This window comes from Desulfobaculum sp. SPO524, from assembly GCF_044987625.1.
Taxonomy (GTDB): Bacteria; Desulfobacterota; Desulfovibrionia; order Desulfovibrionales; family Desulfovibrionaceae; genus Desulfobaculum.
The window spans coordinates 336482-361876 of record NZ_JBJDSB010000003.1; the positions used below are offsets into that span (position 1 = coordinate 336482).

Genomic DNA, 25395 nt, shown 5'->3' on the forward strand with positions numbered 1-25395 from the left:
TTAGTTGTCTCCGCTGTATCGATTCACCCGCTTGATCAATTCCGGGAGCACCGTTTCCGGTGCAAGGTCGTGCAGACAGGCCGTGGTGCCGAGGGGGCAGGTGTTCTCGTTGCACGGCTGGCAGGACAGGCCTTTGGTGATGTGTTCATGCTCCGGCGCGGGGAAGGTCCATGCGCCACCTGTGGAGCCAAGCACCACAAACGTCGGCGTATCCACTCCCACGGCGATGTGCCGGGGGGCGGAGCAGTTGCCGATATGCAGTGTGGCGCTGGCAATGAGGGCGGCCATCTCGCGGATGGTGAACATGGCTTCCGGCAGGATGACGGCGTCCGTGCCTGCGGCGCGGGCCACGGCCTCGGCATCGGGCTTTTCGCCCGGACCGTAGAAGAGCAGAAAGCGCAGGCGCTTGTCCTGCTGCGCGGCAAGCTTGCACAAGCGGCCGTACTGCTCGGCGGACCAGCGGCGGGTGGCGCGGCGGTGCGAGGGGTCCACGGTAATGAGCACGTGATCCGAGGTGACGCCGTAGTCATCGCGCAGGGTGGCCTTGGCCCATGCCATTTCGCCACGGGTCAGGTGTACGCGCGGGCGCTCGCCGTTCCATTCAATGCCGAGGGGGCGCAGCACGCTGGCCTTGGCCATGGCGGCATAGCCCTTCAGCATGGGGCAGTGGTGCGTGTAAAACAGGCGGTTGTACCACGGCGGCGTGTAGCTGAGGCGCACCTGCTTTTTGCCGCGAGGGGCAAAGAAGCGCGACAGGGCCACCACGTTGCGGATGCGCGGAAGCTGCTGAAAATCTACGATGATGTCGAACCGCTCCCGCGCGACCTCAAGGTAGAACCCTACCTGTGTGGTCAGCTTGCTGTGGTCCTTTTTGTCGATGAGCCATAGGCGGTCGATGTCCGGATTGCCGCGCAGGACGGCTTCGTTGACCTTCATGGTCAGCATGTGGATTTCCGCGTGGGGGAATTTTTGCCGCAGCAGGCTTATGGCCGGGGTGGAGAGCACCACGTCCCCAATCTGCCGCAGTTGGCAGACCAGAATTTTCTCCACAGCGTCCACGTCAAGGTCAATGGTGGGGACGGCGGTCATCGCAGCATCCCCCGCACCATCTCAACAAACTGCCGCGAGCGGCGTTCCAGAGAATGGTTGGCCTTGAACCACGACCACACTGTGCCGCGCAGATCAAACAGTCCCTCGTTATCCAGCGAGATAAGGGACTGGAGCGCGTCGGCAAAGGCGTCGGGGCCTTTGTCCTTGGCAATAAGCGTGGAGGACAGCGCCGGGATATCCGAGGGCCACGCCTCGCTGATGCCGCCCACGTTGCGGGCGACAGGGGCAAGGCCCTGCGACATGGCTTCCAGCAGGGTGTTGGGCAGGCCTTCGGAGAAGGAGGGCAGCACAAAGATGTCCGCCTTGCGCAGCACCTGCCGCACGTCCGCCACAAAGCCGTACCACGTCACTTCGTCCGTGAGGCCGAGGGAATCGCTGAGGGCGCGTAGCTCCTTTTCCGCGCTGCCGGTTCCGGCAATGTGCAGGTGGAACGAACAGCCCCGGTCCTTGAGGAGCTTCAGGGCGTGCAGAAGCTCTGCGTGGCCCTTGTCCGGGTTCAGCTGGCTGGTAACGGCAAGCTGGCGCGGCGTACGCACCACGGCCGGGGATTCCGGGGCCGGAATTTTGCCTGTGGGGATGACGGCGACGTCCTTGTCCGAGATAAAGGACATGCCGTCCACCAGTCCGTCCTTGATGTATTCACATGGCACAAGGATGCGCGGCGTGATGAAGCGGTGGGTGTTGCGGACCTTTGGCGTGTCGCGCATATCGCGCGGCAGGCCGACCCTGTGGATGACAGGGATGCCGCACAGGCGCGCTGCAACGCCCGCCGTGCGCAGGTCCTTGCCCACGTTTACCACCACCACATCCACGGCGTGCTGCGTGAAGTAGCGGACGAAGCGGTAGACCGTCAGCGGATTGTAGTCGAAGCCAAAGCTGATGGCGTGCGCATCCAGCCCGGCCTTTTGGGCCTTGTCCAGAAACGCGCCACGGCGGCAGAAAATGGCGGCTTTGTGCCCCATTTCCTCAAGCTGGGCGGCGAGGTCGAGAGTCCAAGCCTTAACGCCGCCGAAGCGGCGGGTGGCGTTGACGAAGACTATGTTCATTCGAGTATAAAACCCGTTTGCGTTGTGGCGTTTATGGCCGGATGGTGCGGCCTGTGTTCGTCTGGCGGGGCGCGGCGCGATGCTGGCGTCCCGCAGACCCGGCCTGTGGTATCAGAAACCACGCACGCGGACAACGCCGCGCGGGGCGCAATTCGTGCTCCGCCGTCTGCGCGCAGCGCTGGGGTGGTGCTACGCCGCCTGCGTCCGGCGCGGGCGGTACTGTTGCAGGGCAATGCCCGCCATGATGAATACCAGCCCAACAATGGTGGACGAGCGGATTTCCTCGCCCACCAGCAGGTGGATGAGTACCAGCGACAGAAAGGGTGAAATGAAAATAAGATTGCCCACCTTGGCCGCGGAGGAGGTTAGCTTAAGCGCCCTCAGCCACAGCACGAAGGTGATGCCCATTTCAAATACGCCCACATAGGCCGCGCCCAAAATGCCGCGCACGTCGCCCACCACGGGCGAGCTCAGTGCCAGCGTCGCCGCCGTCACATACACGGTGCCAAAGAGGAAATTTGCCGTCAGTCCGGCCACGGGGTCGCGGCCGTCGCGGGTGTTGTAAATCCAATACAGCGCCCAGACGATGGTGCTGCCAAGGGCCAGCGCCACGCCAAGCGGGTCGGAAAAGGTCATGTCCGTCAGCTTGCCGCGGGTGCTGATGACCACCACGCCCGAATAGCTCACAAGGATGGCGGCAAGGTCCTTGATGCTCAGGCGTTGGCCCAGCAGGGGAATGGACAAGAGCGCCAGCGTCACCGCCCACGTATAGTTGAGGGGCTGGGCCTCCTGCGCTGGGAGCAGGTCGTAGGCCTTGAAGAGGATGACGTAATACAGAAACGGATTCAGCAGGCCAAACGCCGCCGAAATCGCCCACTCCCGCCGGGAAAAAGCCATTAGCCTGCCGATGCCGCCTTGCGCGGCAAGCACGCCAAAAAGCGTCAGCGTGGAAAAGATGCAGGAGTAGAACAGCAGTTGCAGGTGGTCCATGTGCGCCAGCGACAGCTTGAATGCCGAGGCCACCGTGCTCCACAAGAGCACCGTCATGAGGCCGTAGGCGTAGGCTTTGCCTTGATTGGTCATGATGCGGCCCTCCGGCGCTGGGGCGTCATCGCTTCGCGCGCGGCGTGGTGCGAAGGCTGGCGGGCAGAAAGGGTGGCGGTTGGCATGGTGGCGTCTCTATGGGCGTTTGGGCGGGCGTTTGGACGGTGCGTGGCTGACCTGCGTGTGGCTGTAGCGAGGCGGGGCCGAAATGGTTCAGCCCTGCGCAAAATTCCGCGCGGCGGCCCTGTGTGGACCGCCACGCGGGAGGGTGTGCGGAAGGGCGTCCCCTATTCGGGCTTGGAGCCATTTACGGCAACGTGAGAGGTAATGAAGTCCACCACCTCGTCCGGCGTGTCGCATATGGTCATGAGTTCAAGGTCCTGTTCCTTGGCAAAGCCGCCCTCAACAAGGCGCGCCTTGAACCAATCCAGCAGGCCGTTCCAGTAATCGGACTTGTACAGCACGATGGGGAAGCGCTTGATGCGCTGGGTCTGAATGAGAACAAGGGCCTCGGACAGCTCGTCCAGCGTGCCAAATCCGCCGGGCATGGCGATGTAGGCCGACGCGTATTTGATGAACATGAGCTTGCGCACGAAGAAGTAGCGGAAGTCCACGCGGGTGGTGCAGTAGGGGTTGGCTCCCTGCTCCATGGGCAGTTGGATGTGCAGGCCAACGGACTCGCCGTCGGCTTCCTTTGCGCCCTTGTTGGCGGCTTCCATCAGGCCGGGGCCGCCGCCGGAAATGATGCTGTAGCCATGTTTGGCGAGCTTTCCGGAGAGTTCTACGGTATCTTGATAGAGCGGGTCGTCGTGCTTAATGCGCGCCGAGCCGAAGATGGAGATGCCGTTTTTGATATCGCTCATTGTGTCGAAGCCGTCTACGACCTCGGCCATGATGCGGAACAGTCGCCATGATTCGCGCATGGAAAGTTCGTCAATGAGGTATTGTCTTTGGTCAGTCACGTTAACTCCTTCAAATGACCGTTCTTTACATGACATGAGTGTGTCGGGTAACTCATGATGATGGCTCAAAGATGTGGATATATCGTTTCCCTTCGTTTTGAAACTAGAAATCATCCATGAATCTCCGCTGGGCGGAGACAACGCCGGGAGTACGCATGAAGGTTCAGTTCCTCGGGGCCGCGCAGACTGTTACGGGGTCGTGCCATATGATGGAGACCGCCGGCCACCGCTTTGCCGTGGATTGCGGCATGCATCAGGGCAACAAGGAAATCGACAAGCGCAACCTGAATACCGCCCCCTATGCCCCGCGCGATGTGGAGTTTTTTCTCATCACGCATGCGCATATTGACCACTCCGGCCTGCTGCCACGCATGGTTCGCGACGGCTTCTCCGGCACCATCTATTGCACGCCGCCCACCCGTGACCTTTTGGAGATTATGCTCCGCGACAGCGCGCACATTCAGCAGATGGAAGCCGAATGGAAAAGCCGCAAGCGCACCCGGCGCGGCGTTCAGACCGTAGACCCTCTGTATACCATGGCTCACGCGGAAAAGACACTGTCTCTGATTAAGACCGTGGAATACAACGAAACGTTTTTGCCGTTTCCCGAATTGTCCGTGCGCTACAGGGACGCGGGGCATATCCTTGGCTCTGCGTTTATTGAGCTGTGCGTCACAGAGGATGACGGCGAGTTTAAGGCTGTCTTTTCCGGCGACCTTGGCCGCCCGGACCAGCTTTTGGTCAAGGACCCGACCATCATTCAGGACGCGCATTATCTGTTTTTGGAGTCCACCTACGGCGACCGCAACCACAAGGACTCCAGCCAAAGCCGCGAGGAATTGGCCGAGGCCATCGCGTGGAGCTATAAGCACGGCGAAAAGGTCATCATCCCCGCCTTTGCCGTAGAGCGCACGCAGGAGGTGCTCTATACCCTCTACCTGCTGGAGAAGGACGGCAGGCTTCCGGCGGATATGCCCGTGTATGTGGACAGCCCCATGGCCATCCGCGCGACGGAGGTCTTCCAGAAATATCCAAAGTATTACGACGAGGCCACGCGCGCCATCCTCGATGCCGGGGAGGACCCGCTTTCGCTTCCCAATTTGAAGCTGACGCCGGAGACCACGCAGTCTATGGCCATTAACCAAAGCGAAGGTCCGGCGGTGGTTATTTCCGCCAGCGGCATGTGCAACGCCGGGCGCATCAAGCACCATCTGCGCCACAATCTGTGGCGTCCGGGCGCGAGTGTTGTGTTCGTCGGCTTTCAGGGCAAGGGAACGCCGGGGCGTAAAATCGTTGACGGCGCGGAAAAGATTCGTATCCTCGGCGAGGAAATCGCCGTGCAGGCGAAGGTTTTTACCATTGGCGGCTTTTCCGCCCACGCGGGGCAGAGCCAAATTCTGGAGTGGCTGGAGCATTTCCGCACGCCGGAGATGAAGGTCTTCCTCGTACACGGCGAGAATTCCGCCCAGAAGACGCTGGCGTCGCTCATTGAGGAGCGCTTTGGGCTGTCGGTGCACGTTCCCGGCTATTTGGAAACCTGCACCATGAAGCCCGGCCTGCCGCTGGAGGTGGAGGTGGACGAAGAGCGGGCGCACCCCAGCATCAACTGGGACTACCTGTTCGCGGACGCCGAATCCAAACTGCGCGACATGCGCGACAGGCTGGACACCATTCAGGAGAAATCATGGGTGGACCAGACGGACCTGCGCGACAGACTGCTTGCCATCAACAAGGAACTCATGGAGTTCATTTCGGAAGTGTAACGAATGCGAATTATTAGCGGAGAATTCAAGGGGCGCTCCATCCGCTCCGTGGAGGGGCCGGGGTACCGGCCCGCCACGGGTAAGGTGCGGGGCGCCATCTTTTCCATGCTGGAAGCGCGGGGCGTGGATTGGCAGGACCTGCGGGTTCTGGACCTGTTTGCGGGCAGTGGCTCGCTGGCGCTGGAGGCGCTTTCGCGCGGGGCGGAGTTTGCCATGCTTGTGGAGATGAACCGCAAGGCCGCCGCATGCATCAATGGCAACCTCAAGACCCTTGGCCTTGGCACAGGGCGCGCCAAGGTGCTGCCCAAGGACCTGTTCAAGGTGCTGGCTACTGCGCCGAATGCGCCGTTTGACCTCGTCTTCATCGACCCGCCCTACGGCAAGGATTTGCTCGTCCCCGCGCTGGAAAAGGCCCTGCGCAACAGGTGGATAGCAGACGACGCCTTTGTGCTGGCCGAGGTGGAAAGCGGCCTCGAACTGGACCCGGACACCGTAAGCCCCCGTCTGGAAACCGTGACGGACAGGCTCTACGGACAGACAAGGATAGTGGTATGGAAGAAGAACTGATGGAAGAAGAGGGCGTGAAAAAGGGCGAAGTTATCGCGGTATACCCCGGCACCTTTGACCCGCTCACCAACGGCCATGTCAGCCTCGTCAAGCGCGGGCTGACCATCTTTGACAAGGTGGTCGTCGCCGTGGCGCAGGATACGGGCAAGAACTCGCTCTTCACCTTGGAGGAGCGCGTGGAAATGGCGCAGGAGGTCTTTGCCGACAATCCGCGCGTGGAGGTGGAGAGCTTCTCCGGCTTGCTGGTGAACTATGTGCTCAAGCGCGGCGCCAGCGTGGTCCTTCGCGGCCTGCGCGCGGTGAGCGACTTTGAGTACGAGTTCCAGATGGCGCTCATGAACCGCCGCCTTGCCCGCAGCATCCAGACCGTGTTCCTGATGACGGACTACAAGTGGATGTACATCAGCTCGTCCATCATCCGGCAGGCCGCGTCCCTCGACGGCAATATTCAGGGGCTTATCCCCAACCTTATCGTTCCCCGCGTGTACAAGAAATTTGCCGAAAAGGCGCGCGAGGAGAACGGACCATCAACTCTGTAACCACAGCTTCGGATTCCATGCCCACACCGCTTCTTTGCATTCCCGGCCCAACAGGCGCGGGCAAGACTAGCGCCGCCATTGCCGTGGCGCAGGCCCTTGACGGCGAGGTTATCAACTTCGACTCCCGTCAGGTGTACGAGGACTTCCCCATCATCACGGCCCAGCCCTCGCCAGAGGAGCGCGCCGCGTGCCCGCATCTGCTGTACGGCTTTTTGCCGACGCACGAAAAGTTGGGCGCGGCGGCCTATGCCGACATGGCCCTTGAAACCATTGCCGAGGTGCACTCGCGCGGCAAGCTGCCCATTATGGTGGGCGGAACGGGGCTGTATCTGCGGTCCCTCTTGCAGCCCCTTGCCCCGGTGCCGCCCATACCGGACGACATCCGCGCCAGTGTGCAGGAGGACTGCGAAAAGCGCGGCCCCAACGCCCTGCACCGTGACCTTGCGGCAATGGACGCCGCGCTGGCAGAGCGCCTGCATCCCAACGACCGCCAGCGCATCATGCGCGGGATTGAGGTCTACAAGGCTACGGGCAAGCCGTTGACCCAGTGGCACAAGGAAACGGCGGACACCCGCGATTTTGTGGCGCTGAAGCTGGGCGTTGGCGTCTCCCTGACGGAACTGACGCCGCGCCTGTACACGCGCATTGAGGCGATGCTGGAGATGGGCGCGCTGGATGAGGCCCGCCGCGCCATGGAGCGCAACGCGGACCCCAAGGCCGCTGGCTGGTCCGGTATTGGTTGCGCGGAACTCCACGCGTACCTGAGCGGCGACCTTGACCTTGAGGCCGCCAAGGCGCTGTGGGGCAAGAACACCCGCGCCTATGCCAAACGCCAGTTGACGTGGTTCAACGCGGACAAGGACATCCAGTGGTTCCGCCCCGGACGGCACGAGGCGATGATAGAGCGCGTCAAAGCGTTTTTTGCCTAGCCGGATGCTCCCGGCGAAAGATATGACAAACGGCGTCGGTCCTGAGGGATCGACGCCGTTTTTGTATGGGCGGAATGGGGCGGTGCGGCGCACATGTTGTGCGTGAGTTTTTCGGGACTTTTTTGTGCCCCGCCGCAACCGCTGGGAAAATTGGCGCTAGATGCGGCGGCGCACGCCTTTGGCCATCAGCGCGATGTGCTTGGGCGTCAGGCTAAAGATGAGCGTGCCGTGGCGGGCGCGGGGACCGGGTATCTCAATACAGATGAGACCGGAATTCTGCACGGCTACGCGCTGGCGGTCGTCGCCGGTGATGAGCAGGCTGGCCAGCTTGGCGAGGTTGGGCATGTGTCCGGCGATGAGCACGGAATGCGCGTCCACCAGCGAGTCAATGCGCTCCACGGTTTGGTGGGCGGGCGTCATGGCTTTGACGTCCGGCGTGGTCATGATGCTCTGTTCGGGAAAGCCCGTGGCGCGGGCCATAATCTCCGCCGTTTCGCGGGCGCGGAGCTTGGGGCTGGTGAGGATGGTATCAAAGGCGATGCCGAGTTCGGCGGCCACCAGCGCGGTTTTACTCACCTGTTCCACGCCGATGGGGCTGAGGGGTTCGTCGGGCGCGGCCTCTTTGGGCAGGTTCGCGCCGTGCTGCATGAGGTAGAGAAGCATCCAGGCCTCCTCGGCGGGCGGGCCGCCGGTGTTTTCTTCCATGTATCCAAATGATTGCACGGGGAAGTTGCGCTCCCGGCGCAACCGTGTTTTCATCAATGATTATCAGACGGTAGGGAGTCGGGCAACCGCCTGTGCATGAGGCGGATGTTTCACGGCGCGTTTGGCGGCGTTTTTCACGGTTTTTGCACGTGTCGTCGCAGGTGGGCGGCTTATGCCGCTTTCAGCGGCCTAGGTGCGGCGTGGCGCCGTCATCTGGTTGAGAAAGGGGCGTGCCTCGTCAGCGGGGCGCACATTTGGCAACCCACCGGAACCACTGACGCCTGCCGCGTCTGCGGCGGCACAGGGAGTGGGCATGGTGTTTGGCACACGGCTTGGTCGACGACAGCTTTTGCACATGCTTGGCGTTGTGGCCTGCGGCGCGGCGGTGACGCCGTGGCGCGCCATGGCGGCCGGGCCGGCGCTGGACCTTGGCCTTGCCGCGCAGCAGGCGCTGGATGCGGGCGAGGCAGGGCGCGCGGCGGAGCTGTTGACCCGGGCGGTGCGTCTGAATCCGGACGACGCATGGCTGTGGGGTCTCCTTGGCCGCGCCGAGTGGGCGCGGGAGCGGCGCGCCCCTGCGGCGCGCGCATTTCGCCGTGCTCTTGGTCTGCGCCCGGACGATGCCTATTCCCGCATGATGCTCGACATGCTGGGCCAGCAGCCTCTTGACGCACCCCCGCCAGCGCCCCCGCGCTCGGAATCACCCCTTGAACGCCGCGCCCGTGAGGAGCGCGAAGCCTACGCGGCGGAGCACGGCGATGTCGCCCCGGGCGGCGCGGGATACCGCATCCGGCGCGTTGTGCTGGACCCCGGCCACGGCGGCTTTGACCCCGGCGCGGTGGGGCCGGGCGGTCTGCGTGAAAAGGACGTCAATCTGGCCGTCGCCCGCCACGCCGCGCAGGAGCTCAGCCGCGTGGCGCCGCATCTGCATGTGGCCCTCACCCGCAGCGCGGATACCTATCTTCCCCTTTCTGCCCGCACCGCCGCGGCCAACCGCTTTGGCGCGGACCTTTTTCTTTCCCTGCACAGCAACGCCAGCACCCGCGCTGCGGCCCACGGCATCGAGACCTATTCTTGCTCCGAAACGGCCTCCAGCCGCGAGGCGCGCCGCCTCGCGGATTATGAAAATGCCGTGGTGCGCTTTGATGGTCCGGTGCCGCGCAGGGAGCAGTTTTTGGACCTTGAGGGCATTGTGTTCCGCTTTGAACGGCGGCGGTATTGGCGCGTGGGCGCGCAGGTTGCCCAGCGTATGCAGGCGCGGCTGGCCGATGGCTTGCCCTTTGCCGATCGGGGCGCCCAGCATGCGGACTTTTATGTGCTGCGCAAGGCGCGGATGCCCTCGGTTCTGCTTGAGACGGGCTTTGTCTCCAACCCCGATGAGGAGCGCCTGCTCGCGGACGCCGCCATGCAGCGGCGCATTGGCGTGGCCGTGGCCGAGGCCGTGGTCGCCCTTAGCGCGCAGGAGGTGGCGGGATGACGCGGCAGGGCGCGGGGGTGAACAGGCTACGCCGTGTGCGGCGTGGTGTCGCCGTGCTTGCGGTGCTGTTCGCCGCGCTGTGGTATGCGCATGCGGCGTGGGCCGGGCCGGAGGCGGAAGCCCCAGCTGGTGTGGACGCGCTGGTTTTGGCCGGGTCGCAGGCGCTCTATGACGGCAATGTACAGGAGGCGGAGCAGTATTTGCGCCGCGCAGTGGAGGCGGACCCGCACAGCGTGTTTGCCATGAACCAGCTTGGCGCGGCCCTCGCACGGCAAAAACGCTTTACCGAGGCGGGGCGGATGTTCACCCGCGTGCTGGCGCTGGATGAAGGGAATCTGTTTGCGTTGATATGGCGGGGCGTTTTGGCCCTTGAGGCCGGGCGGCCCGGCGCGGCGCGGCGCGCATTTGGCGCGGTGCTGGAGCGCGACGCCGCAAATCCGGACGCGCTGTATTTTCTGGGCGTGGTGCACGCCTCGGCGCGGGACCGGGACGGCGCGGTGCGCTATTTCACGCGGGCGGGGCAAGCGGCCATGCGCCTTGGCGGGGATCCGGAGGCGCAATACCGGCTGGGTGTGGCCTATCGGGGGCTGGGGCTAGCCGCCAATGCGGAATTGGCATTTGAGCGCGCCCTTGCTCTGCGTCCGCGCTACGGCATGGCTCTTGTGGAGCTTGGCTGGGTGCGCCTGAACCGTGGCGACCGGGCCGGGGCCGAGGCCGCGTGGACGCGCGCCGCCGGCCTTGGCGGACGCGCCGCCGAGGAGGCGCGCACCAGCATGGCGGCAACGCTCACGCGCGACGCCATTGCCGCGCAGGAGGCGGGAAACACCGCTGAGGAGCGCAAATTGTGGGGCCGGGTGCTGGAATGGGACCCGGAGAACAGGGCGGCGCGGCACCACTTGCGCTGAACCCGGCCGCAAGGTATTTATTTTGTTGGAACCATGCGCCGCGCAGGAGAGGGTCCTACGGGGCGACACAGCAATCGAGGAGAGCATCGTATGAGACGGATGGCATGGGCCTTAACGATGGCGGCGCTGGTGGTGTGTCTCGTGGCTTCTGCGGCGATGGCGCAGACCTCACAGACGACGCAGGGCGCGCCCTACGTGCAGGAAGCGGAACAAGGCTCCGTGAATTGGCAGACCGGCCTCATCACGGCAAAGGGTATTGGCGCGCCGCCGGAGAGCGGGGCGAATCAGGCGCAGCTGCGCGGCATGGCGCTGCGCGCGGCTACGGTCATTGCGCGGCGCAATCTGCTGGAACTCCTTAAGGGCGTGCAGATTGACTCCACCACCACGGTGGAGAACTTCATGGTCGCCAGCGACGTTGTGGTGGCGCATCTGCGCGGCTATTTGCAGAATTCCCAAATTTTGGACACGGCCTATATGTCCGACGGCTCCGTGGAGGTGACCGTGGGGCTGCGGCTGCGTGGCGGTGTGGCGGACGTTATTCTGCCCAAGGCGTCGGAGTTCAACATTCAGCGCCCCGCGCCCGCCGTGGCTGAGCCGCAGGCGCCCGCAGAGGCGGCCCAAGCGGAGAATGCCACAGCCGGGGGTGACCCCATGGCCGAGGCCAAGGCCGCAGCGGACGCGCGCCCCGTCACCGGGCTGGTGGTGGATGCGCGCGGGCTGGGCCTGCGTCCGGCCATGAGCCCCCGCATTTTGGACGAGGACGGGCGCGAGGTTTACGGCACTGCCGCCGTCAAGCGCGGCTACGCCATCAAGCAGGGCATGGCCGGGTACGCCAAGGAGCCGGAAGGCGGCGCCGTGGCCCGCCGTGCGGGGGATAATCCGCGCGTGGTGAAGGCGCTTCGCGTGTCCGGCAAGGCCGGGACCGATGTGGTCATCGCCAATGCCGCGGCCGAGGATATCCGCGCCACCAACAGCGAGTGGAAGTACCTTGCCCAGTGCCACGTGGTGCTCGTTCTCGACTAAACCGCTACTGCTCACCGAATATACCGGGGAATCATTATGACGAAATATCAAGGCGTTTTGGCCTGTCTTCTGGCGGTTGCCGCCCTTGCGCTGGCCGGTTGCGGCGGCAAGGACGCGCGCACGCCCTCGGGCATGTGGGACAGCCCTTTGCACCATTTCAACAACGGCATTGAACTGCTGGACGAGGGCGACATCACCGGCGCCACCGTGCAGTTTGAGCTGGCGCTGCAGATTGACGGCGAATATCCGCCCGCCCTCGCCGGGATGGGCTACCTTGCCGCGCTGTCCGGCGACGAGGACGCCGCCGAAGACTCCATCGACGACGCCTACGACGAAGTGGACGACGACATGCCCGTTGCGGTCCAGCTGTGGCCGTACATTTTGGACATCCGCTCCCGCGCCGCGCTCTACGCCGCAGGCCGGATGGACCGGGACGACTTTATCGAAGGCGTGGACGACGTGTTCGCCGACGCCTCGGAAATCGCCCCGGAGAATGCCGCTCTGTACTACTGGACGGGCGAGGCGTATGTGGACGCGCTGGAACTGCGCGCCGCCGAGGTGATGTTCCACCGCGTGCTGGAGATGAAGCACGGCTACGAGGAGCGCGCCCGCGCCCGCTGGGAAGTGGTGCAGGCGGCCAACCGCGCCGCGCCCGGCACCGTGGTGGGCAAGCGCATTGCCCTGCTGCGGACCATCACCCGCGCCGACCTTGCCGCGCTGCTGGTGGAGGAGCTTCGCGTGAAGCGCTTCTACTCCCGTACGCAGAGCGTTATGGACAAGTCCTTTCAGACGCCGGACCAGAGCCGCGCCGCCGTGGCCCTTGACGTTGAGGCCGCAGTGCGCGACATCGACGGCCACCCCCTGCGCGCGGACATCGAAAAGGTGCTCCATTACGGCGTGAAGGGGCTGGATCTGTATCCGGACCGCACCTTCCGCCCGCAGGCGGCGGTGACCCGCGCCGAGGCGGCCATGGTGTTTGAGGACATTATCGTACGCGCCACGGGCGACAAGGCCCTTGCCACCCGATACATCGGGCAGGAGAGCCATTTCCCGGATGTACGCGGCGACCATTCGGCCTTTAACGCCATTATGCTGTGCACCACGCGCGGCGTGATGCAGGCCGATATCCGCACCGGCGCGTTCCGTCCCCTCGGGCGGCTGTCCGGCGTGGAGGCCCTTGGCGCGGTGCAGCGCCTGCGGCATGAACTGCGGCTCTTTGAATAGCGCTTTTTGGCCCCGCAGTGCGGGGCGAGTCTTTCACAAAAACCATACGGCGCGGCATACGGAACCTTCCGCTGCCGCGCCGCTTTTCATTCAACACGAAAGGGTGTAATCGACATCGGTCATGAAGTATCATCGCACTTTACTTGGAATCCTGTTGTGTGCGGCCCTGTTCGCGGCCGCTATGTGGAGTGGCCCCGCCATGGCTGGCGAGGTCAGCGTCGCGTGGCGGCCAGATGCGGAGGACGCCGTCATCACCAGCCGTTCCGGCGCGTTGCAGGTCGGTCTTGGCCGCGCTGTGGTGCAGGATGCCCTGTCGCTCCTGCCCGGCGAGCTGGACGAGGAGCGTGTGAATATGCTCCGCCAGCGGCTTTTGGATAAGGCATGGGACTACGTGCTCAGCTACTCCGAACGCGGCCTTGATGTCACCGAGGACGAGCAGGGCACCATGAAGACCCTGCGCCTTGACGTGACGGTCAACCGCCCCGCCCTGAAAAAGGAACTCAAGCGCCTTGGCGTGTTCTACACCGTCGCAACGCCGCAGGCCTTTGACATTCACCTGACGGATGGCGCATCCGATGCGTGGGACGACCTTGGCCGCTTGCAGCGCTTTACCGGCGTTCGCGTGCGCAGTGGGGCGTCTCCGCTTTTGCAAATCAGCCGCGACGCTGAAGGCGTGTGGACCGGCCGCCTGAGCCAGGACGACGAATTCTGGATTGAAGCCGACAAGGACCTGGCCCTCATGTGGGACCGCCTGTGGGGCCATTTCTTTACCCGTCCCGGTGCCGACGCCGGGCTGGTCTCGTCCCTGTCGCTCATCATTCAGGGCTGGTACGCCCCTGACGGCGCCAAGGCCTTTGATGCGGAGCTTCGCTCGTGGGACAAGGCGCTGGAATCCGCCGACCTCACCGAAGTGCATATGCTGCCAGACGGCATTGCCGCCACATGGCGCGTGGCTACACTCGACCGCGAGGCGCTGAAGGCACGTCTCGACGAATATCTCCCTCCCCGTGGGCTTTCCTATAGCTTTGACACCTTGCCTTAATCTGATTCCCTGTATTATGAATGAGTTGTCGTATATGGGCGTCCGCGGCGAAAGCGGGCGCCCGTATTCACCATTTCATAATCGGGGAAGGCTATGCCGTTTTACCAGAGCAACTGGACCATTCCCAATATACTCACCGTCCTGCGCATCCTGCTGACGCCGGGGTTCGTGATGGCCTTTTTGAACGGCCGTGTGGACGTGGCGTGCGCCTTTTTTACACTGGCGGGCGTGACGGACGCGGCGGACGGGCTGCTTGCGCGTGTGCTGCATCAGCGCACCCACCTTGGGGCCATGCTGGACCCCTTGGCGGACAAGGTGCTGCTGACGGCGGCATTTTTGTGCATGGGCGTTGCGGAGTGGGTGCCCTCGTGGCTGGTGGTGCTGGTCATTAGCCGCGACCTTATCATCGTGGGCGGGCTTGCCCTGCTGACGTTTTGGGGCGTGGACATCCATGACGAGATTCGTCCGTCATTCATGAGCAAACTCAACACCACCGGGCAGATTCTCATCACCTTTATGGTGCTGGTGCAGCATGCGGGCTGGTACGCCATGCCTCTGCCGATTCTTATTCTGACCTATGCTGTGGGAATTTTGACCGTGCTGACGGGCATAGACTACGTTCTGCGAGGCCTAGCCCTGTTCCCCGCCAATGGCGACGGAAAGCCGTAGCGCGGCGCGGCGGCCTTCCTGCGGATGGCGGCGTGACGGCGGGGGCTGACGGCGTAGTGTTTTTTCGCCCGCTGGCGGGGCTGAGATGGCGGCGCAGTGACGCTGCGCCGTGCTGAAGCCTTGCAGGACTTGGACTGGATGGGTGCGGCGCTATGAAGCGGCGTGCTGAAGCGGTCGGGGCTGAAGTGCTCTGCGACGGGTGCAGTGAGGCGCGCGTGGAGGCGTGAGCCGGGCTGGTATGACGCCGGGTAAACGCGGCCCACGGCCCGGAGGTGTTTGGCGGATTATGGTCCGTCACAGCGTTCTGGACGGGAAAGATAAGGCAGGATAAATAAAACCCGGACGGCGTGGAGTCGTCCGGGTTTTATTTATACGCGGAAAAAAGAGAGAAACGAAGACGACGACCTTAGGCCTTGTCCTTGTCTTCTTCCTTTTCCTCTTTTGGGGTTACGTCAATTTCGCTGGGTTCGGACGTGGCCTTCTTAAAGTTCTGAATGGCCTGACCAATGCCGCCGCCGATTTCCGGCAGTTTCTTGGCGCCGAAGATTACCAGCACGATTACGAGAATAATCAGGAGTTCCCAAATTCCTAATCCGCCGATCATGTGATGCCTCCGTGTGAGTATTGTCAGTGGCTATACACGCGCGGAAAACCAAGGTCAAGACGGGGGAGCCTCGCCCGGCTTTGGAATTTGCTTGATATTTCGCAGGATACCTGAAAGATTTTTAAAGACGCCAGCATTGGCTGGCGCGATTTTGCGATATTTTTGGCGAGAGGGGAGAGCAGCGTGGGAGATGATACCAAGGTCCGCAGATTGCCCGGAGACAAGTGTGTCTTCTTCCGTCTTGGGTGCTGCATGTATAAAGAGGTGTTGAATCCCGGCTACCACGATGAATTCCGGTGCAAGGCGCTTGTGGACCTTGAGGCCGAATACGATACGTTCCTTGATAGGGCCGAGGCCTTTCATCTGGATGAGGAGATGGCCTCGCGCATTTGGCATTCGCGCCTGACGCGCTACGCACAGGGCGGGTGCGAGTGTCCGGACTTTCGCCCCGGCGAAGCGGACAGCGTACCGGGGTGCGCCTTTGCCTTGGGATTTCTGTGCCTGAAGGCCCTGCCGAAGTGTGGGGGCCAGTGTACGTACTTTCGCCTGCCGCCCAATGCCGCCCGAGATACCGCCCCCCATGACGACGAATCATGACCCGCAAGAGAGAGCACGAATGGAATTGACCCGCGATATTCTCTTTTTCCCGGAAATGCATGCCCCGGAAGGCGCGCAGTATCCCGCCACCATCAAGTTTTTTGACCCCGGTCTGGCCGACCCCGCAGACGGGCGTTACCTTATGCCCGAGGGGCTTCCTCTGTCCCGGCAGGACGCCATGAACTGGCTGGGGCAGACCACAGGCTACGCCGAGTTGTTCCAAAAGCCCGGCGACCTGCGCGCCCACAGCGCCACGCACGAGGACTTCTTTACCGGTTCGACCATGGACATCGCCAGCGAGCTGATGGCCATGGAGGCCCCCCGCGCGGAAAAGGCCGAGGCAGACGATGCGGCGGCTTCCAGTGCGGCCAAGGCGCAGGGTGTGTTGCTCCTTGCATGGCTGCGCGAGCAGCGCTACCGCGAACTGTCGTCCCTTGATGCCGGTCTGGACAAGGTCTGGGAGATGTTCGACGAAACCGTTGGGCTGGACCCGGACGACCGCGACGAGATTGACCACCTGGACGCCGATGTGTTCGCCCCGCTTGGCGAGGTGGCTCCCTATGCCGAAAATGGCGTGTGGAAGCCCGTGCTGGAGGCCATGCTCCGCCTTTTGCCCGAACAGACGGTGCTTTTCGTCCGCGAACAGGCCGTTGTTGACGAATGGGTGGACGCGGGGCTGACCTTTGCCGACCCTACGCCGGAACTGGCCGAAGCCGCGCAGGACGCGCCCCTTGCCGAGGGTGAGCGGCTGGCTTTGCTGGTTGCGCCCGGCTATCAGTTGTCCCTGCGCGCCAAGCTCCCCGAGGGCAGTGCGTGGCTTGCGGGCGACCGGACCATGCTTGTGGTTCTGCGCGGGTAATCCACTGCGCGTTTGACGTCCCCCCGGCGCAATTCGGGCGCACACCTGACAGAATCCGGGGCAGAACTTCGGGCACACCTTGGGCGGCAGCGCACGTGCCGCCGCCATGACACACCATCGCGCCCCAGCGCGCGACAAGACGGACAAGGACGATTGTTCATGTTTATCTGCAATGATTTTTGTGGGCTGGACTTTTTGCGTGGTCTCAAGGGCGTTGTCTTTGATTGCGACGGCGTCATGTTTGACACGCGGGCCCTCAATATGCGCTTCTACAACCTGATTCTCGACCGGATGGGACTGCCGCCCATGGACAAGGGACAGGAGGACTATGTCCACGCCCACGCCGTTCGTGAATCCATCGCCCACATCGCCCCGGAAGGGCGGCTGGACGAGGCGCTGACCGTGTGGAAGGGTCTCGACTATACCGAGCTTATCCCCAGCATGGTGCCGGAGGATGGCCTGTATGAACTCCTTGGCACGCTGCGCGCCGCCGGGCTGAAGATGGGCGTCTATACCAACAGAACCAACACCATGGAACTGGTGCTGGAAAAGTTTGGCATGGCGCAGTTCTTTGACCCGGTGATGACGGCCCGCATTGTTGCGCCCAAGCCGCATCCCGAGGGCATGCACCGCATTCTTGAGGCGTGGAACATCGCCCCGCACGAAATGGCGTATATTGGCGACACCGAGCTTGATGCACAAGTGGCTGGCGCGGTTGGCGTTCCCTTTTGGGCGTATGGTAACGAGTCGCTTCAGGCGCAGATGTATCTGCGCGATTTTTGGAGCCTGCGCCGCCGTATCGTGCATGCTGCACGCGAAGGCGGAGTGCTTGGTACGGGGTGCACCCGTCCGCACTGTGAGGCGTAGAAAAATAACCCTTGCTAGTTGAGGGTGGATGTGCCAACAATTCTTTAACCCGCAACTCCCCAGCATAGCTGAAATGCGGAAGGTTTTCACGGAGGAAAGATGGGTCCGATAGTAAGCGGATTGATTTACATACTTCTCATGGTTCTGAACCTCTACAAGTGGATTGTCATCATTTCTGCACTCATCACGTGGGTGCGTCCCGATCCTTACAATCCTATTGTGCGTTTTCTGCGTTCCGCCACGGAGCCGGTGTTTTACCGCGTTCGCAAGTGGCTGCCGTTTGTCTTTGTTGGCGGTGTGGACCTTTCGCCGATTGTCGTGCTTTTTGCCATATTCTTCTTGGAGCACGTCGTCAGGGGCTATTTCCCCATGCTTATGATGTAGGCAAAGGAGTTCATGATGGCGGTTTCTAAAATCGATGTTCTCAACAAGACGTTTGGGCGTTCATTTCGTGGATACACCTGCGCGGAGGTTGACGCCTTCCTGCAGGAGGTTGCGGATTCTCTTGGCGCACTGTCCGAGGCAAACAAGGCGCTGGACGCCCGTGTTGCCTCGCTGGAGCATGCGCTGGAGGAGCACAAGGGGCGCGAACAGACCCTGCGCGACACTCTGGTAACCACGCAGCGCATGGTGGACGACATGAAAGCCACCGCGCAGAAGGAAGCCCAGCTCATCATCGACGCCGCCAACGCCAAGGGCGAGGTGCTCCTTAATCAGGCGCACAATCGCCTTGCGCAAATTCACGGCGACATCTCGGAACTGAAGAAACAGCGCACGCAGTTCGAAGTAAAGCTTCGGTCCATTCTTGACGCGCACCTACGCATGTTGGAGCTCGACAAGGAGGAAGAAGAATCGCTCGACGCTGCTGAGCAGAAACTCAAGTTTATCAAAAAGGCGGGCGCTTAGTCCGCCTTTTTGCGTATCGGGGAACGGTTTGGAAGATTCGCTTCCGGTATATGTGCGTAAGGTCTCTGACGAAAGCTGGGCGCTGTCCATCTGGGTGCAGCCCGGTGCCAAAAAGAGCGCCGTGGAGGGCATCCACGACGGTTGCCTCAAGGTCCGCCTGATGGCCCCGGCCGTCGAGAACAAGGCCAACAAAGCCCTCACGGCGTTCATCGCCGCCGAGCTTGGCGTGAAAAAAGGCCGCGTACACATTGAAAAAGGCGAAAAAAGCCGACGGAAGACAGTGATTGTTGAAGCAGGATCCGAACCCCCTTGGCCACAGTAGGCCTCGGGGGAGACGATAGGAACCATAAGTCAAAAGGAGTAGGCTCATGGAAAGGAAGGATCTTGAATTGATCACGAGGCTTGCTGATAACAATTCCGAAGTCAAGATTCTCTGGGAAGAGCATCAGCTTTATGAAAAGCAGCTCGAAAAGCTTGAGAAGAAAGCCTACCACTCACCCGAAGAACTGCGAGTTATAAAGGACCTGAAAAAGAAAAAGCTTGCTGGCAAGACCAAGTTGCAGAGCATCATAGACCGGGCCACAGCGGAGGGCTGATATGGAGCTGACCGGGGCGCAGATTCTGCTGGAGAGTATGAAACAGGAAAACGTGGAAAGCATTTTTGGCTTTCCCGGTGGGGCTGTCATCGACATATACGATGAAATCCCCAACCATCCTGAAATCACGCACTATCTCGTCCGCCATGAGCAGGGCGCGATCCATGCCGCGGACGGCTACGCCCGTGCGACTGGCAAGGTCGGCGTGTGCCTCGTTACGTCCGGTCCCGGTGCCACCAACACCGTGACCGGCATCGCCAATGCCTATATGGACTCCATCCCCGTGGTTATCTTCACCGGGCAGGTTCCGTCCAACCTCATCGGAAACGACGCCTTTCAGGAAGTCGACATCGTGGGCATTACCCGCCCATGCACCAAACATAACTACCTCGTCAAAGACGTCCGCGACCTTGCGCGCGTTATCAAAGAGGCCTTCTACCTCGCCCGTACCGGTCGTCCCGGTCCGGTGCTCGTCGACTTGCCTAAGGACGTGATGCAGGCCAAAACGGAATTCTCCTATCCCGAAACCTGCTGCATGCGGAGCTACAAGCCCACCGTCGAGCCAAACAGAAAACAGCTTGTGCGCGCCTTCGAGCTTGTGCGCGAGGCGCAGCGCCCGTTGTTGTACGTTGGCGGCGGTGTCATCAGCTCCAATGCGCACGAAGAGCTGACGTGGCTGGCGCGCAAACTGCGCATTCCAGTCACCACCACGCTGATGGGCCTTGGGGCGTTTCCCGGTGACGATGAGTTGTTCCTCGGCATGCTGGGCATGCACGGGACCTACGCCGCCAACCGTGCGGTGCAGGAATGTGACCTGCTCATCGCCGTGGGAGCGCGCTTTGATGACCGCGTAACAGGCAAGCTCTCCACATTCGCCTCGAATGCAAAGATTATCCATATTGACGTTGACCCAACGTCCATCCGCAAGAATGTGCTTGTGGATGTTCCCATCGTGGCCGACTGCGCCGCGACGCTTCGTGCCCTGAAAAAAGAAGTTGAAGCCGGTATCATCGCCGAGGAGGTTCTGGAAGAGCACGTTCCATGGCTGGAGCGCGTCTCGGACTGGGCCAAACGGCATCCGCTGACCTACAACGGCAAGGATGGCGCAGACATCAAGCCGCAGCAGGTGGTGGAAACGCTGTACGACATTACCGGCGGCAACGCCATCATCACCACAGAAGTGGGACAAAACCAGATGTGGGCGGCGCAGTTCTTCCGCTATCGCCGCCCGCGGACACTGCTCACATCCGGCGGCCTGGGCACTATGGGCTTCGGGTTTCCCGCAGCCATAGGCGCTCAGGTCGCCTTCCCCGGCGAACTTGTCCTCGACATTGCCGGTGACGGCTCCATCCAGATGAACATCCAAGAGATGGCAACCGCCGTCTGCTACGGACTGCCCATCAAGATCATTATCCTGAACAATGGTTTTCTGGGCATGGTGCGGCAGTGGCAGGAACTCTTCTACGCCAAGAACTACTGCTCCACCTGCATGGACTACGCCCCGGACTTTGTGCGCCTTGCCGAAGCCTACGGTGCGTCGGGCTATCGCATCACCAAGCCGGGCGAGCTGCGCCCCATGCTTGAGGAAGCCCTCGCGCTGCCCAAGACCGTGGTTGTGGACATTGCTGTCTCCAAGGAGGAAAACGTGTATCCCATGGTTCCGGCGGGCGCATCGCTGAACGAAATGCTGTTGGTCTAGGGGGAACGGATGCGACACGTACTCAGTATTCTGGTGGAAAATGAACCCGGTGTGCTCTCCCGTGTGTCCGGGCTGTTCAGCGGCAGGGGATTTAATATCGAGTCCCTCAACGTTGGGCCAACCCTCGAACCCGGCGTTTCGCTTATGACCATTGCCACAGTTGGCGAAGACGCCATCATTGAGCAAATCATCAAGCAACTGCGCAAGCTGGTCACTGTTATCAAAGTGGTGGACATGTCGGAGCACACCTCCGTCGAACGCGAAATGATCCTCCTCAAGGTCAACGCCGCCGAGTCCAGCCGCGCCGAGATACTACGAATTACCGACATATTCCGCTGCAAGGTCGTAGACGTCAGCCCTGACGAAATGACCATTGAGGCCACCGGCACCACGGACAAGGTTCGCGCCATCCTGAATATGCTCCAGCGATTTGGGATTAAGGAAATTGCCCGCACAGGAACGGTTGCCATGCGGCGGAGCATGCAGTAACCTTCCCCCTTGGGCTGGGAGGACCAGCCCAACGTCCTTTGATTTTATGGAATCAGTCGCCGGGGGGTGCCGGTGGCTGATTTCTCGTCTCCGAATAGGGGAACAAACGCAAAACGGAAAAAGAGGATACCAATGCAGATCTACTACGAGCAGGACGCAAACCTTGAGCTCCTGAAAGGCAAAACCATCGCCGTCATCGGCTATGGCAGCCAGGGCCACGCACATGCCCAGAACCTCCGCGACTCCGGCCTTGAGGTGATCATCGGCCAGCGTCCCGGTGGCGCCAACTACGAGCTTGCCAAAGAACACGGCTTCGAGCCCATGTCCGCCGCTGACGCCGCGGCCAAGGCCGACGTCATCATGATTCTTCTGCCCGATCAGGTGCAGGCCAAGGTTTACCAGAACGACATTCTGCCGAATCTCAAGCCCGGCAACGTCCTGTTCTTCGCCCACGGTTTCAACATCCACTACGGTCAGATTGTTCCGCCCGCAGACGTGGACGTTGTCATGGTCGCCCCCAAGGGCCCCGGCCATCTCGTCCGCCGCGTCTACACCGAAGGTGGCGGCGTCCCCTGCCTTTACGCCGTGCATCAGGATGCCTCCGGCAAAGCCAAGGACATCGCCCTCGCGTACGCCAAGGGCGTCGGCGGTGCGCGCTCCGGCGTGATGGAGACCACCTTCAAGGAAGAGACCGAAACCGACCTCTTCGGTGAACAGGTCGTCCTCTGCGGCGGCCTGACCCAGCTCATTCAGAAGGGCTTCGAGACCCTCGTCGAGGCTGGCTACCAGCCCGAAGTCGCCTACTTCGAGTGCCTGCACGAAGTGAAGCTCATCGTCGACCTCATCTACGAGGGCGGCCTCGCCAATATGCGCCACTCCATCTCCGATACCGCCGAGTACGGCGATTTCACCCGCGGGCCGCGCATCGTTACCGACGACACCAAAGTCGAAATGAAAAAGTGCCTCGCCGAAATTCAGGACGGCCGCTTCGCCAAGGAATTCATCCTTGAGAACCTCGCCGGACAGGCGCAGATGCACGCCATGCGCAAGCAGACCGCTGACCACGACATCGAAAAAGTTGGCGCAAAACTGCGCGACATGATGTCCTGGCTCAAGAAATAGCGACGCGCTACGCAATACGCCTCCCCGCATTGACCACGACTGCACCAAGGCCGCGCTTCGCACGAAGCGCGGCCTTTTTTCCATTTGCGGGGTGGTGCTTGTGGCGGCGGGTGGTGCTTGTGCGGGGCTTTTTTGCCTTCGGCGACTTAAGGGAATGATTCCCTTAAGAATCCCCATATGGTGGGCGTTTTGGGGTGGTGTGCGAATGGTGCAGTGCCATTCCGCATGACTCCCGAGCGTTTCCCCCATAAGAGGATTTTTAAGGATGAAATCCTTAAACCACCGGAGGCAACACAAGTGGCGCAACGCCGACACGGTGGGCCAGTCTTTGTGGCAAACGGTGGTGCTTGTGCGGGGCTTTTTTTGCCTTCGGCGACTTAAGGGAATGATTCCCTTAAGAATCCCCATATGGTGGGCGTTTTAGGGTAGTGTGCGAATGGTGCAGTGCCACTCCGCATGACTCCCGAGCGTTTCCCCCATGAGAGGATTTTTAAGGATGAAATCCTTAAACCACCGGAGGTAACACAAGTGGCGCAGCGCCACTACGGCCAGCCAGTCCATATGGCGGTGCCGGCTGGTTGGCACATTTATAATGGCGGAGAGGAGCGATGGCGGGCGGAAAGACGGGGCAGCCAGCAGGCAAGGTAAACGACGCGCGGATGTTCTGGGTGCCAGGGTTCTCTGGTGTCCGGATGCTGCGGGCGACGTTTACATCGTACGCGTATGAGCGCCACACGCACGGGGAGTACGTGATTGGCGCTGTAGAGCGTGGCGTCCAGCGTTTTTTTCATAAGGGCGGGAACCACTACGCGCAGCCGGGCAAGGTGTTTTCGATTAACCCGGACGAAGTGCACGCGGGCGAGGCGGCACTGGAAACGGGGTATACGTACCGCGCGGTGTACGTTGGTGAGGATGTTCTGAGCGATGTTTTTGCCGATGTGCCGGGTGCGGAGCGGCCCCGGTATTTTCATGCGCCGGATGTGACGGACCCGGAGCTTGCGGCGCGCCTGACATCGGCGCTGCGGTTGCTGGAGAATCCGGGGAGCGAGGCGTTGGAGGCGCAGTCGCGGTTTGTGCTGTGCTTGCGGGACTTGTTCAACCGGTATGCCGGGGCGGATGGCGCGGCGCGTATTGATGGTAGTGGCCGGATGGCGGCGGCGCTGCGGGAGTACTTGGACGCGAATGCGGCGTCCGGGGTGAGCCTGGATGCGCTGGCGGAATACGCGGGGTTATCGAAGTATTATGTGCTGCGGACGTTTAAGGCGGCGACGGGTATGGCTCCGCATGCGTACCTTGTGCAGCGGCGTGTTGAGCTGGCCCGGCGTGCGCTGGAGCGGGGCGCGGCTCCTGCCGAGGCGGCGCTTTTGGCTGGTTTTACGGACCAGAGCCATATGACGCGGCGGTTTAAGGCGATTCATGGCATCACACCGGGCGCATACCGGCGATTATTGAACGGGTAGAGCAATTTTGTACAAGAAATCCTTGGGCTGGCGGCGTAGCGTTGGTCCCAAGGAGGCAGTAATGCAGAATGGATTTATGCAGGGCATACGCGCCACGCTCCCGGTGTCCGCCAGTGTGGCGGCGTATGGCAGCGTGCTGGGCGTGCTTGCCGCGCAGAAGAGCGTTGCATGGGGCACGCTCATGGCGATGAATGTGTTTATCTTCGCGGGCTCGTCGCAGTTCGTGATGATTGATATGTGGAACCAGCCGCTCCCCGTGTTGGAGATGGCCCTTGCCGTGTTGGTCATCAACCTTCGCTATCTGTTGGCGGGCGCGTCCATGCAGCCGCTTCTGTACAGCACATCGCGCATCCGCCAGTTTTTGGCTGTGCATCTTGTCACCGATGAAAGTTGGGCCGTGACCATGACGGCGCTGCGCCGCGGCGAAGCTACCGTCAGTTATCTGGTCGGCGCGGGGCTGTGCGTGCTCGGTGCGTGGTGCGCGGGGACCATGGTGGGAATGGGCTTTGGCGCGGTTGTGTCCTCGCCGGAGGCTTTTGCGCTCGATTTTGCCTTTACGGCGGTCTTTACTGCGCTTGCCGTCAGCCTGTGGCGCGGAAACGAAGACGCCTTGCCATGGATTGTGGCCCTCGCCGTCTCCATCCTTGCCGCGGAAGTGTTGCCGGGGAAATGGCACATCGTCATCGGCGCAGTTTCTGGCGCGCTGACGGCGGCAATTGGTCAACCGCAGGAGGTCGCCCATGCTGCCCAATGATTGGCTGCCTCTGGCGGCAGTGCTGGCGGCGGCCATCGTGACCTACGCCCTGCGCGCGGGCGGGATGCTGCTTGCCGGGCGCTTGCCGCAGACCGGACGCATGCGCCGCGTAATGGACGCCTTGCCCGGAACCATCCTTGTCTCCCTCGTCGGCCCCTCCGTCTTTACCGCCGGCGTCGGCGGCGCCGCTGGCGCCGGGCTGACCGCCCTCGTGGCATGGCGCACAGACAACGTCTTTGTGGCTATGCTCGTCGGCATGGCCGTCGTTGCCGGTCAGCGCTACTTCCTCGCCTAAAATATATTTGGCTCCGGCCATCCCCCAAAAAAGCCGTATCGCGCGGCGGCCCCCTAGGGCCGACCGTGCGGTGCGGCTTTTACGTATGGCTAACCGTCCGGCGTTGCCGCAGCGACTGGCCAACCGGGGTGGTGTTGCGCCC

The 25395-nt window shown here is 62.0% G+C and carries 29 protein-coding genes; 23 read left to right on the top strand and 6 right to left on the bottom strand.

Going from position 1 to position 25395, the window contains the following annotated elements; all coding sequences use genetic code 11:
* From ACI3L3_RS12800 to ACI3L3_RS12815, 4 genes are all read right to left on the bottom strand, one after another.
* Positions 1 to 1089, bottom strand: coding sequence for a glycosyltransferase family 9 protein (locus ACI3L3_RS12800; protein ID WP_404845520.1), 1089 nt, complete (start codon positions 1087 to 1089; stop codon positions 1 to 3).
* Positions 1086 to 2156, bottom strand: coding sequence for a glycosyltransferase (locus ACI3L3_RS12805; protein WP_404845521.1), 1071 nt, complete (start codon positions 2154 to 2156; stop codon positions 1086 to 1088). The genes ACI3L3_RS12800 and ACI3L3_RS12805 overlap by 4 nt, the downstream gene beginning before the upstream one ends.
* Before the next feature lie 189 nt (positions 2157 to 2345).
* Positions 2346 to 3239, bottom strand: a complete 894-nt coding sequence (locus ACI3L3_RS12810; protein WP_404845522.1) for a DMT family transporter — start codon at positions 3237 to 3239, stop codon at positions 2346 to 2348.
* Positions 3240 to 3487: 248 nt separating this feature from the next.
* Entirely contained in the window at positions 3488 to 4162 is a 675-nt protein-coding gene (locus ACI3L3_RS12815) for a TIGR00730 family Rossman fold protein (RefSeq protein ID WP_404845523.1), read from the bottom strand.
* 155 nt (positions 4163 to 4317) lie between these two features.
* Here ACI3L3_RS12815 and ACI3L3_RS12820 point away from each other — a divergent pair, with 155 nt between their 5' ends.
* Genes ACI3L3_RS12820 through miaA form a run of 4 tightly spaced genes read left to right on the top strand, consistent with a single transcriptional unit; the run spans position 4318 to position 7960 of the window.
* Positions 4318 to 5925, top strand: a complete 1608-nt coding sequence (locus ACI3L3_RS12820) for an MBL fold metallo-hydrolase RNA specificity domain-containing protein (RefSeq protein ID WP_404845524.1) — start codon at positions 4318 to 4320, stop codon at positions 5923 to 5925.
* A gap of 3 nt (positions 5926 to 5928) precedes the next feature.
* Entirely contained in the window at positions 5929 to 6492 is a 564-nt protein-coding gene (rsmD, locus tag ACI3L3_RS12825) for a 16S rRNA (guanine(966)-N(2))-methyltransferase RsmD (protein WP_404845525.1), read from the top strand.
* Entirely contained in the window at positions 6477 to 7031 is a 555-nt protein-coding gene (gene coaD, locus ACI3L3_RS12830; protein ID WP_404845526.1) for a pantetheine-phosphate adenylyltransferase, read from the top strand. Before rsmD ends, coaD begins: the two co-directional genes overlap by 16 nt.
* 17 nt (positions 7032 to 7048) lie before the next feature.
* Positions 7049 to 7960: a tRNA (adenosine(37)-N6)-dimethylallyltransferase MiaA gene (gene miaA / locus ACI3L3_RS12835; RefSeq protein WP_404845527.1), complete on the top strand. Its 912-nt coding sequence runs from the start codon at positions 7049 to 7051 to the stop codon at positions 7958 to 7960.
* A gap of 156 nt (positions 7961 to 8116) precedes the next feature.
* Here the strand turns inward: miaA and sixA are convergent, their stop codons facing one another.
* The gene (sixA, locus tag ACI3L3_RS12840; protein WP_404845528.1) at positions 8117 to 8623 is read right to left on the bottom strand and encodes a phosphohistidine phosphatase SixA; all 507 of its coding nucleotides are present in this window, start codon (positions 8621 to 8623) and stop codon (positions 8117 to 8119) included.
* A gap of 355 nt (positions 8624 to 8978) precedes the next feature.
* Here sixA and ACI3L3_RS12845 point away from each other — a divergent pair, with 355 nt between their 5' ends.
* From ACI3L3_RS12845 to ACI3L3_RS12870, 6 genes are all read left to right on the top strand, one after another.
* On the top strand, positions 8979 to 10142 hold the full coding sequence (locus ACI3L3_RS12845) for an N-acetylmuramoyl-L-alanine amidase (protein ID WP_404845529.1): 1164 nt from the start codon (positions 8979 to 8981) through the stop codon (positions 10140 to 10142).
* The gene (locus ACI3L3_RS12850) at positions 10139 to 11047 is read left to right on the top strand and encodes a tetratricopeptide repeat protein (RefSeq protein ID WP_404845530.1); all 909 of its coding nucleotides are present in this window, start codon (positions 10139 to 10141) and stop codon (positions 11045 to 11047) included. The genes ACI3L3_RS12845 and ACI3L3_RS12850 overlap by 4 nt, the downstream gene beginning before the upstream one ends.
* Before the next feature lie 90 nt (positions 11048 to 11137).
* On the top strand, positions 11138 to 12070 hold the full coding sequence (locus ACI3L3_RS12855; RefSeq protein ID WP_404845531.1) for a hypothetical protein: 933 nt from the start codon (positions 11138 to 11140) through the stop codon (positions 12068 to 12070).
* Between the two features lie 36 nt (positions 12071 to 12106).
* The gene (locus tag ACI3L3_RS12860) at positions 12107 to 13294 is read left to right on the top strand and encodes an S-layer homology domain-containing protein (RefSeq protein WP_404845532.1); all 1188 of its coding nucleotides are present in this window, start codon (positions 12107 to 12109) and stop codon (positions 13292 to 13294) included.
* Between the two features lie 199 nt (positions 13295 to 13493).
* Entirely contained in the window at positions 13494 to 14336 is an 843-nt protein-coding gene (locus ACI3L3_RS12865; RefSeq protein ID WP_404845533.1) for a hypothetical protein, read from the top strand.
* 93 nt (positions 14337 to 14429) lie between these two features.
* On the top strand, positions 14430 to 15005 hold the full coding sequence (locus ACI3L3_RS12870) for a CDP-alcohol phosphatidyltransferase family protein (RefSeq protein ID WP_404845534.1): 576 nt from the start codon (positions 14430 to 14432) through the stop codon (positions 15003 to 15005).
* Positions 15006 to 15411: 406 nt separating this feature from the next.
* Here the strand turns inward: ACI3L3_RS12870 and tatA are convergent, their stop codons facing one another.
* On the bottom strand, positions 15412 to 15609 hold the full coding sequence (tatA, locus tag ACI3L3_RS12875) for a twin-arginine translocase TatA/TatE family subunit (RefSeq protein WP_404845535.1): 198 nt from the start codon (positions 15607 to 15609) through the stop codon (positions 15412 to 15414).
* 183 nt (positions 15610 to 15792) lie between these two features.
* Between tatA and ACI3L3_RS12880 the strand changes: the two genes are divergently transcribed.
* The 13 genes from ACI3L3_RS12880 (at position 15793) to ACI3L3_RS12940 (ending at position 25253) form a co-directional block, all read left to right on the top strand.
* Entirely contained in the window at positions 15793 to 16206 is a 414-nt protein-coding gene (locus tag ACI3L3_RS12880; protein WP_404845536.1) for a hypothetical protein, read from the top strand.
* Positions 16207 to 16225: 19 nt separating this feature from the next.
* Positions 16226 to 17065 carry a hypothetical protein gene (locus tag ACI3L3_RS12885; RefSeq protein WP_404845537.1) on the top strand — a complete coding sequence of 280 codons (840 nt, stop codon included), beginning with the start codon at positions 16226 to 16228 and terminating at the stop codon, positions 17063 to 17065.
* Between the two features lie 159 nt (positions 17066 to 17224).
* On the top strand, positions 17225 to 17932 hold the full coding sequence (locus ACI3L3_RS12890) for an HAD family hydrolase (protein ID WP_404845538.1): 708 nt from the start codon (positions 17225 to 17227) through the stop codon (positions 17930 to 17932).
* Positions 17933 to 18031: 99 nt separating this feature from the next.
* Entirely contained in the window at positions 18032 to 18316 is a 285-nt protein-coding gene (locus ACI3L3_RS12895) for a YggT family protein (RefSeq protein WP_404845539.1), read from the top strand.
* A 15-nt stretch (positions 18317 to 18331) separates the two neighbouring features.
* Positions 18332 to 18838 (top strand): DivIVA domain-containing protein, encoded by a 507-nt coding sequence (locus tag ACI3L3_RS12900; protein WP_404845590.1) that lies wholly within the window; start codon positions 18332 to 18334, stop codon positions 18836 to 18838.
* Positions 18839 to 18866: 28 nt separating this feature from the next.
* Entirely contained in the window at positions 18867 to 19160 is a 294-nt protein-coding gene (locus ACI3L3_RS12905; protein ID WP_404845540.1) for a DUF167 domain-containing protein, read from the top strand.
* Positions 19161 to 19206: 46 nt separating this feature from the next.
* Entirely contained in the window at positions 19207 to 19434 is a 228-nt protein-coding gene (locus tag ACI3L3_RS12910) for a DUF465 domain-containing protein (protein WP_404845541.1), read from the top strand.
* Between the two features lies 1 nt (position 19435).
* Positions 19436 to 21133 (top strand): biosynthetic-type acetolactate synthase large subunit, encoded by a 1698-nt coding sequence (gene ilvB / locus ACI3L3_RS12915; RefSeq protein WP_404845542.1) that lies wholly within the window; start codon positions 19436 to 19438, stop codon positions 21131 to 21133.
* Between the two features lie 9 nt (positions 21134 to 21142).
* On the top strand, positions 21143 to 21622 hold the full coding sequence (gene ilvN / locus ACI3L3_RS12920) for an acetolactate synthase small subunit (RefSeq protein ID WP_404845543.1): 480 nt from the start codon (positions 21143 to 21145) through the stop codon (positions 21620 to 21622).
* A gap of 132 nt (positions 21623 to 21754) precedes the next feature.
* Positions 21755 to 22744 (top strand): ketol-acid reductoisomerase, encoded by a 990-nt coding sequence (gene ilvC, locus ACI3L3_RS12925; RefSeq protein ID WP_404845544.1) that lies wholly within the window; start codon positions 21755 to 21757, stop codon positions 22742 to 22744.
* A gap of 608 nt (positions 22745 to 23352) precedes the next feature.
* Complete coding sequence (locus tag ACI3L3_RS12930; protein WP_404845545.1) at positions 23353 to 24204, top strand: AraC family ligand binding domain-containing protein; 852 nt, start codon at positions 23353 to 23355, stop codon at positions 24202 to 24204.
* Positions 24205 to 24265: 61 nt separating this feature from the next.
* Positions 24266 to 24958 (top strand): AzlC family ABC transporter permease, encoded by a 693-nt coding sequence (locus ACI3L3_RS12935; RefSeq protein ID WP_404845546.1) that lies wholly within the window; start codon positions 24266 to 24268, stop codon positions 24956 to 24958.
* A complete protein-coding gene (locus tag ACI3L3_RS12940) occupies positions 24945 to 25253 on the top strand; it encodes an AzlD family protein (protein ID WP_404845547.1) in 309 nt (102 codons plus the stop codon). The genes ACI3L3_RS12935 and ACI3L3_RS12940 overlap by 14 nt, the downstream gene beginning before the upstream one ends.
* Positions 25254 to 25395 lie beyond the last annotated feature (142 nt).

Coding starts and splice junctions, on each gene's coding strand:
- ACI3L3_RS12930 (WP_404845545.1), top strand. CDS start 23,353: ATGGCGGGCGGAAAGACGGGGCAGCCAGCAGGCAAGGTAAACGACGCG.
- ilvC (WP_404845544.1), top strand. CDS start 21,755: ATGCAGATCTACTACGAGCAGGACGCAAACCTTGAGCTCCTGAAAGGC.
- ACI3L3_RS12895 (WP_404845539.1), top strand. CDS start 18,032: ATGGGTCCGATAGTAAGCGGATTGATTTACATACTTCTCATGGTTCTG.
- ACI3L3_RS12865 (WP_404845533.1), top strand. CDS start 13,494: ATGGCTGGCGAGGTCAGCGTCGCGTGGCGGCCAGATGCGGAGGACGCC.
- rsmD (WP_404845525.1), top strand. CDS start 5,929: ATGCGAATTATTAGCGGAGAATTCAAGGGGCGCTCCATCCGCTCCGTG.
- tatA (WP_404845535.1), bottom strand. CDS start 15,609: ATGATCGGCGGATTAGGAATTTGGGAACTCCTGATTATTCTCGTAATC.
- ACI3L3_RS12890 (WP_404845538.1), top strand. CDS start 17,225: ATGTTTATCTGCAATGATTTTTGTGGGCTGGACTTTTTGCGTGGTCTC.
- coaD (WP_404845526.1), top strand. CDS start 6,477: ATGGAAGAAGAACTGATGGAAGAAGAGGGCGTGAAAAAGGGCGAAGTT.
- ACI3L3_RS12935 (WP_404845546.1), top strand. CDS start 24,266: ATGCAGAATGGATTTATGCAGGGCATACGCGCCACGCTCCCGGTGTCC.
- ACI3L3_RS12870 (WP_404845534.1), top strand. CDS start 14,430: ATGCCGTTTTACCAGAGCAACTGGACCATTCCCAATATACTCACCGTC.
- sixA (WP_404845528.1), bottom strand. CDS start 8,623: ATGCTTCTCTACCTCATGCAGCACGGCGCGAACCTGCCCAAAGAGGCC.
- ACI3L3_RS12855 (WP_404845531.1), top strand. CDS start 11,138: ATGAGACGGATGGCATGGGCCTTAACGATGGCGGCGCTGGTGGTGTGT.
- ACI3L3_RS12820 (WP_404845524.1), top strand. CDS start 4,318: ATGAAGGTTCAGTTCCTCGGGGCCGCGCAGACTGTTACGGGGTCGTGC.
- ACI3L3_RS12900 (WP_404845590.1), top strand. CDS start 18,332: ATGGCGGTTTCTAAAATCGATGTTCTCAACAAGACGTTTGGGCGTTCA.
- ACI3L3_RS12800 (WP_404845520.1), bottom strand. CDS start 1,089: ATGACCGCCGTCCCCACCATTGACCTTGACGTGGACGCTGTGGAGAAA.
- ACI3L3_RS12940 (WP_404845547.1), top strand. CDS start 24,945: ATGCTGCCCAATGATTGGCTGCCTCTGGCGGCAGTGCTGGCGGCGGCC.
- miaA (WP_404845527.1), top strand. CDS start 7,049: ATGCCCACACCGCTTCTTTGCATTCCCGGCCCAACAGGCGCGGGCAAG.
- ACI3L3_RS12885 (WP_404845537.1), top strand. CDS start 16,226: ATGGAATTGACCCGCGATATTCTCTTTTTCCCGGAAATGCATGCCCCG.
- ACI3L3_RS12810 (WP_404845522.1), bottom strand. CDS start 3,239: ATGACCAATCAAGGCAAAGCCTACGCCTACGGCCTCATGACGGTGCTC.
- ACI3L3_RS12860 (WP_404845532.1), top strand. CDS start 12,107: ATGACGAAATATCAAGGCGTTTTGGCCTGTCTTCTGGCGGTTGCCGCC.
- ACI3L3_RS12910 (WP_404845541.1), top strand. CDS start 19,207: ATGGAAAGGAAGGATCTTGAATTGATCACGAGGCTTGCTGATAACAAT.
- ACI3L3_RS12805 (WP_404845521.1), bottom strand. CDS start 2,156: ATGAACATAGTCTTCGTCAACGCCACCCGCCGCTTCGGCGGCGTTAAG.
- ACI3L3_RS12850 (WP_404845530.1), top strand. CDS start 10,139: ATGACGCGGCAGGGCGCGGGGGTGAACAGGCTACGCCGTGTGCGGCGT.
- ilvB (WP_404845542.1), top strand. CDS start 19,436: ATGGAGCTGACCGGGGCGCAGATTCTGCTGGAGAGTATGAAACAGGAA.
- ilvN (WP_404845543.1), top strand. CDS start 21,143: ATGCGACACGTACTCAGTATTCTGGTGGAAAATGAACCCGGTGTGCTC.
- ACI3L3_RS12845 (WP_404845529.1), top strand. CDS start 8,979: ATGGTGTTTGGCACACGGCTTGGTCGACGACAGCTTTTGCACATGCTT.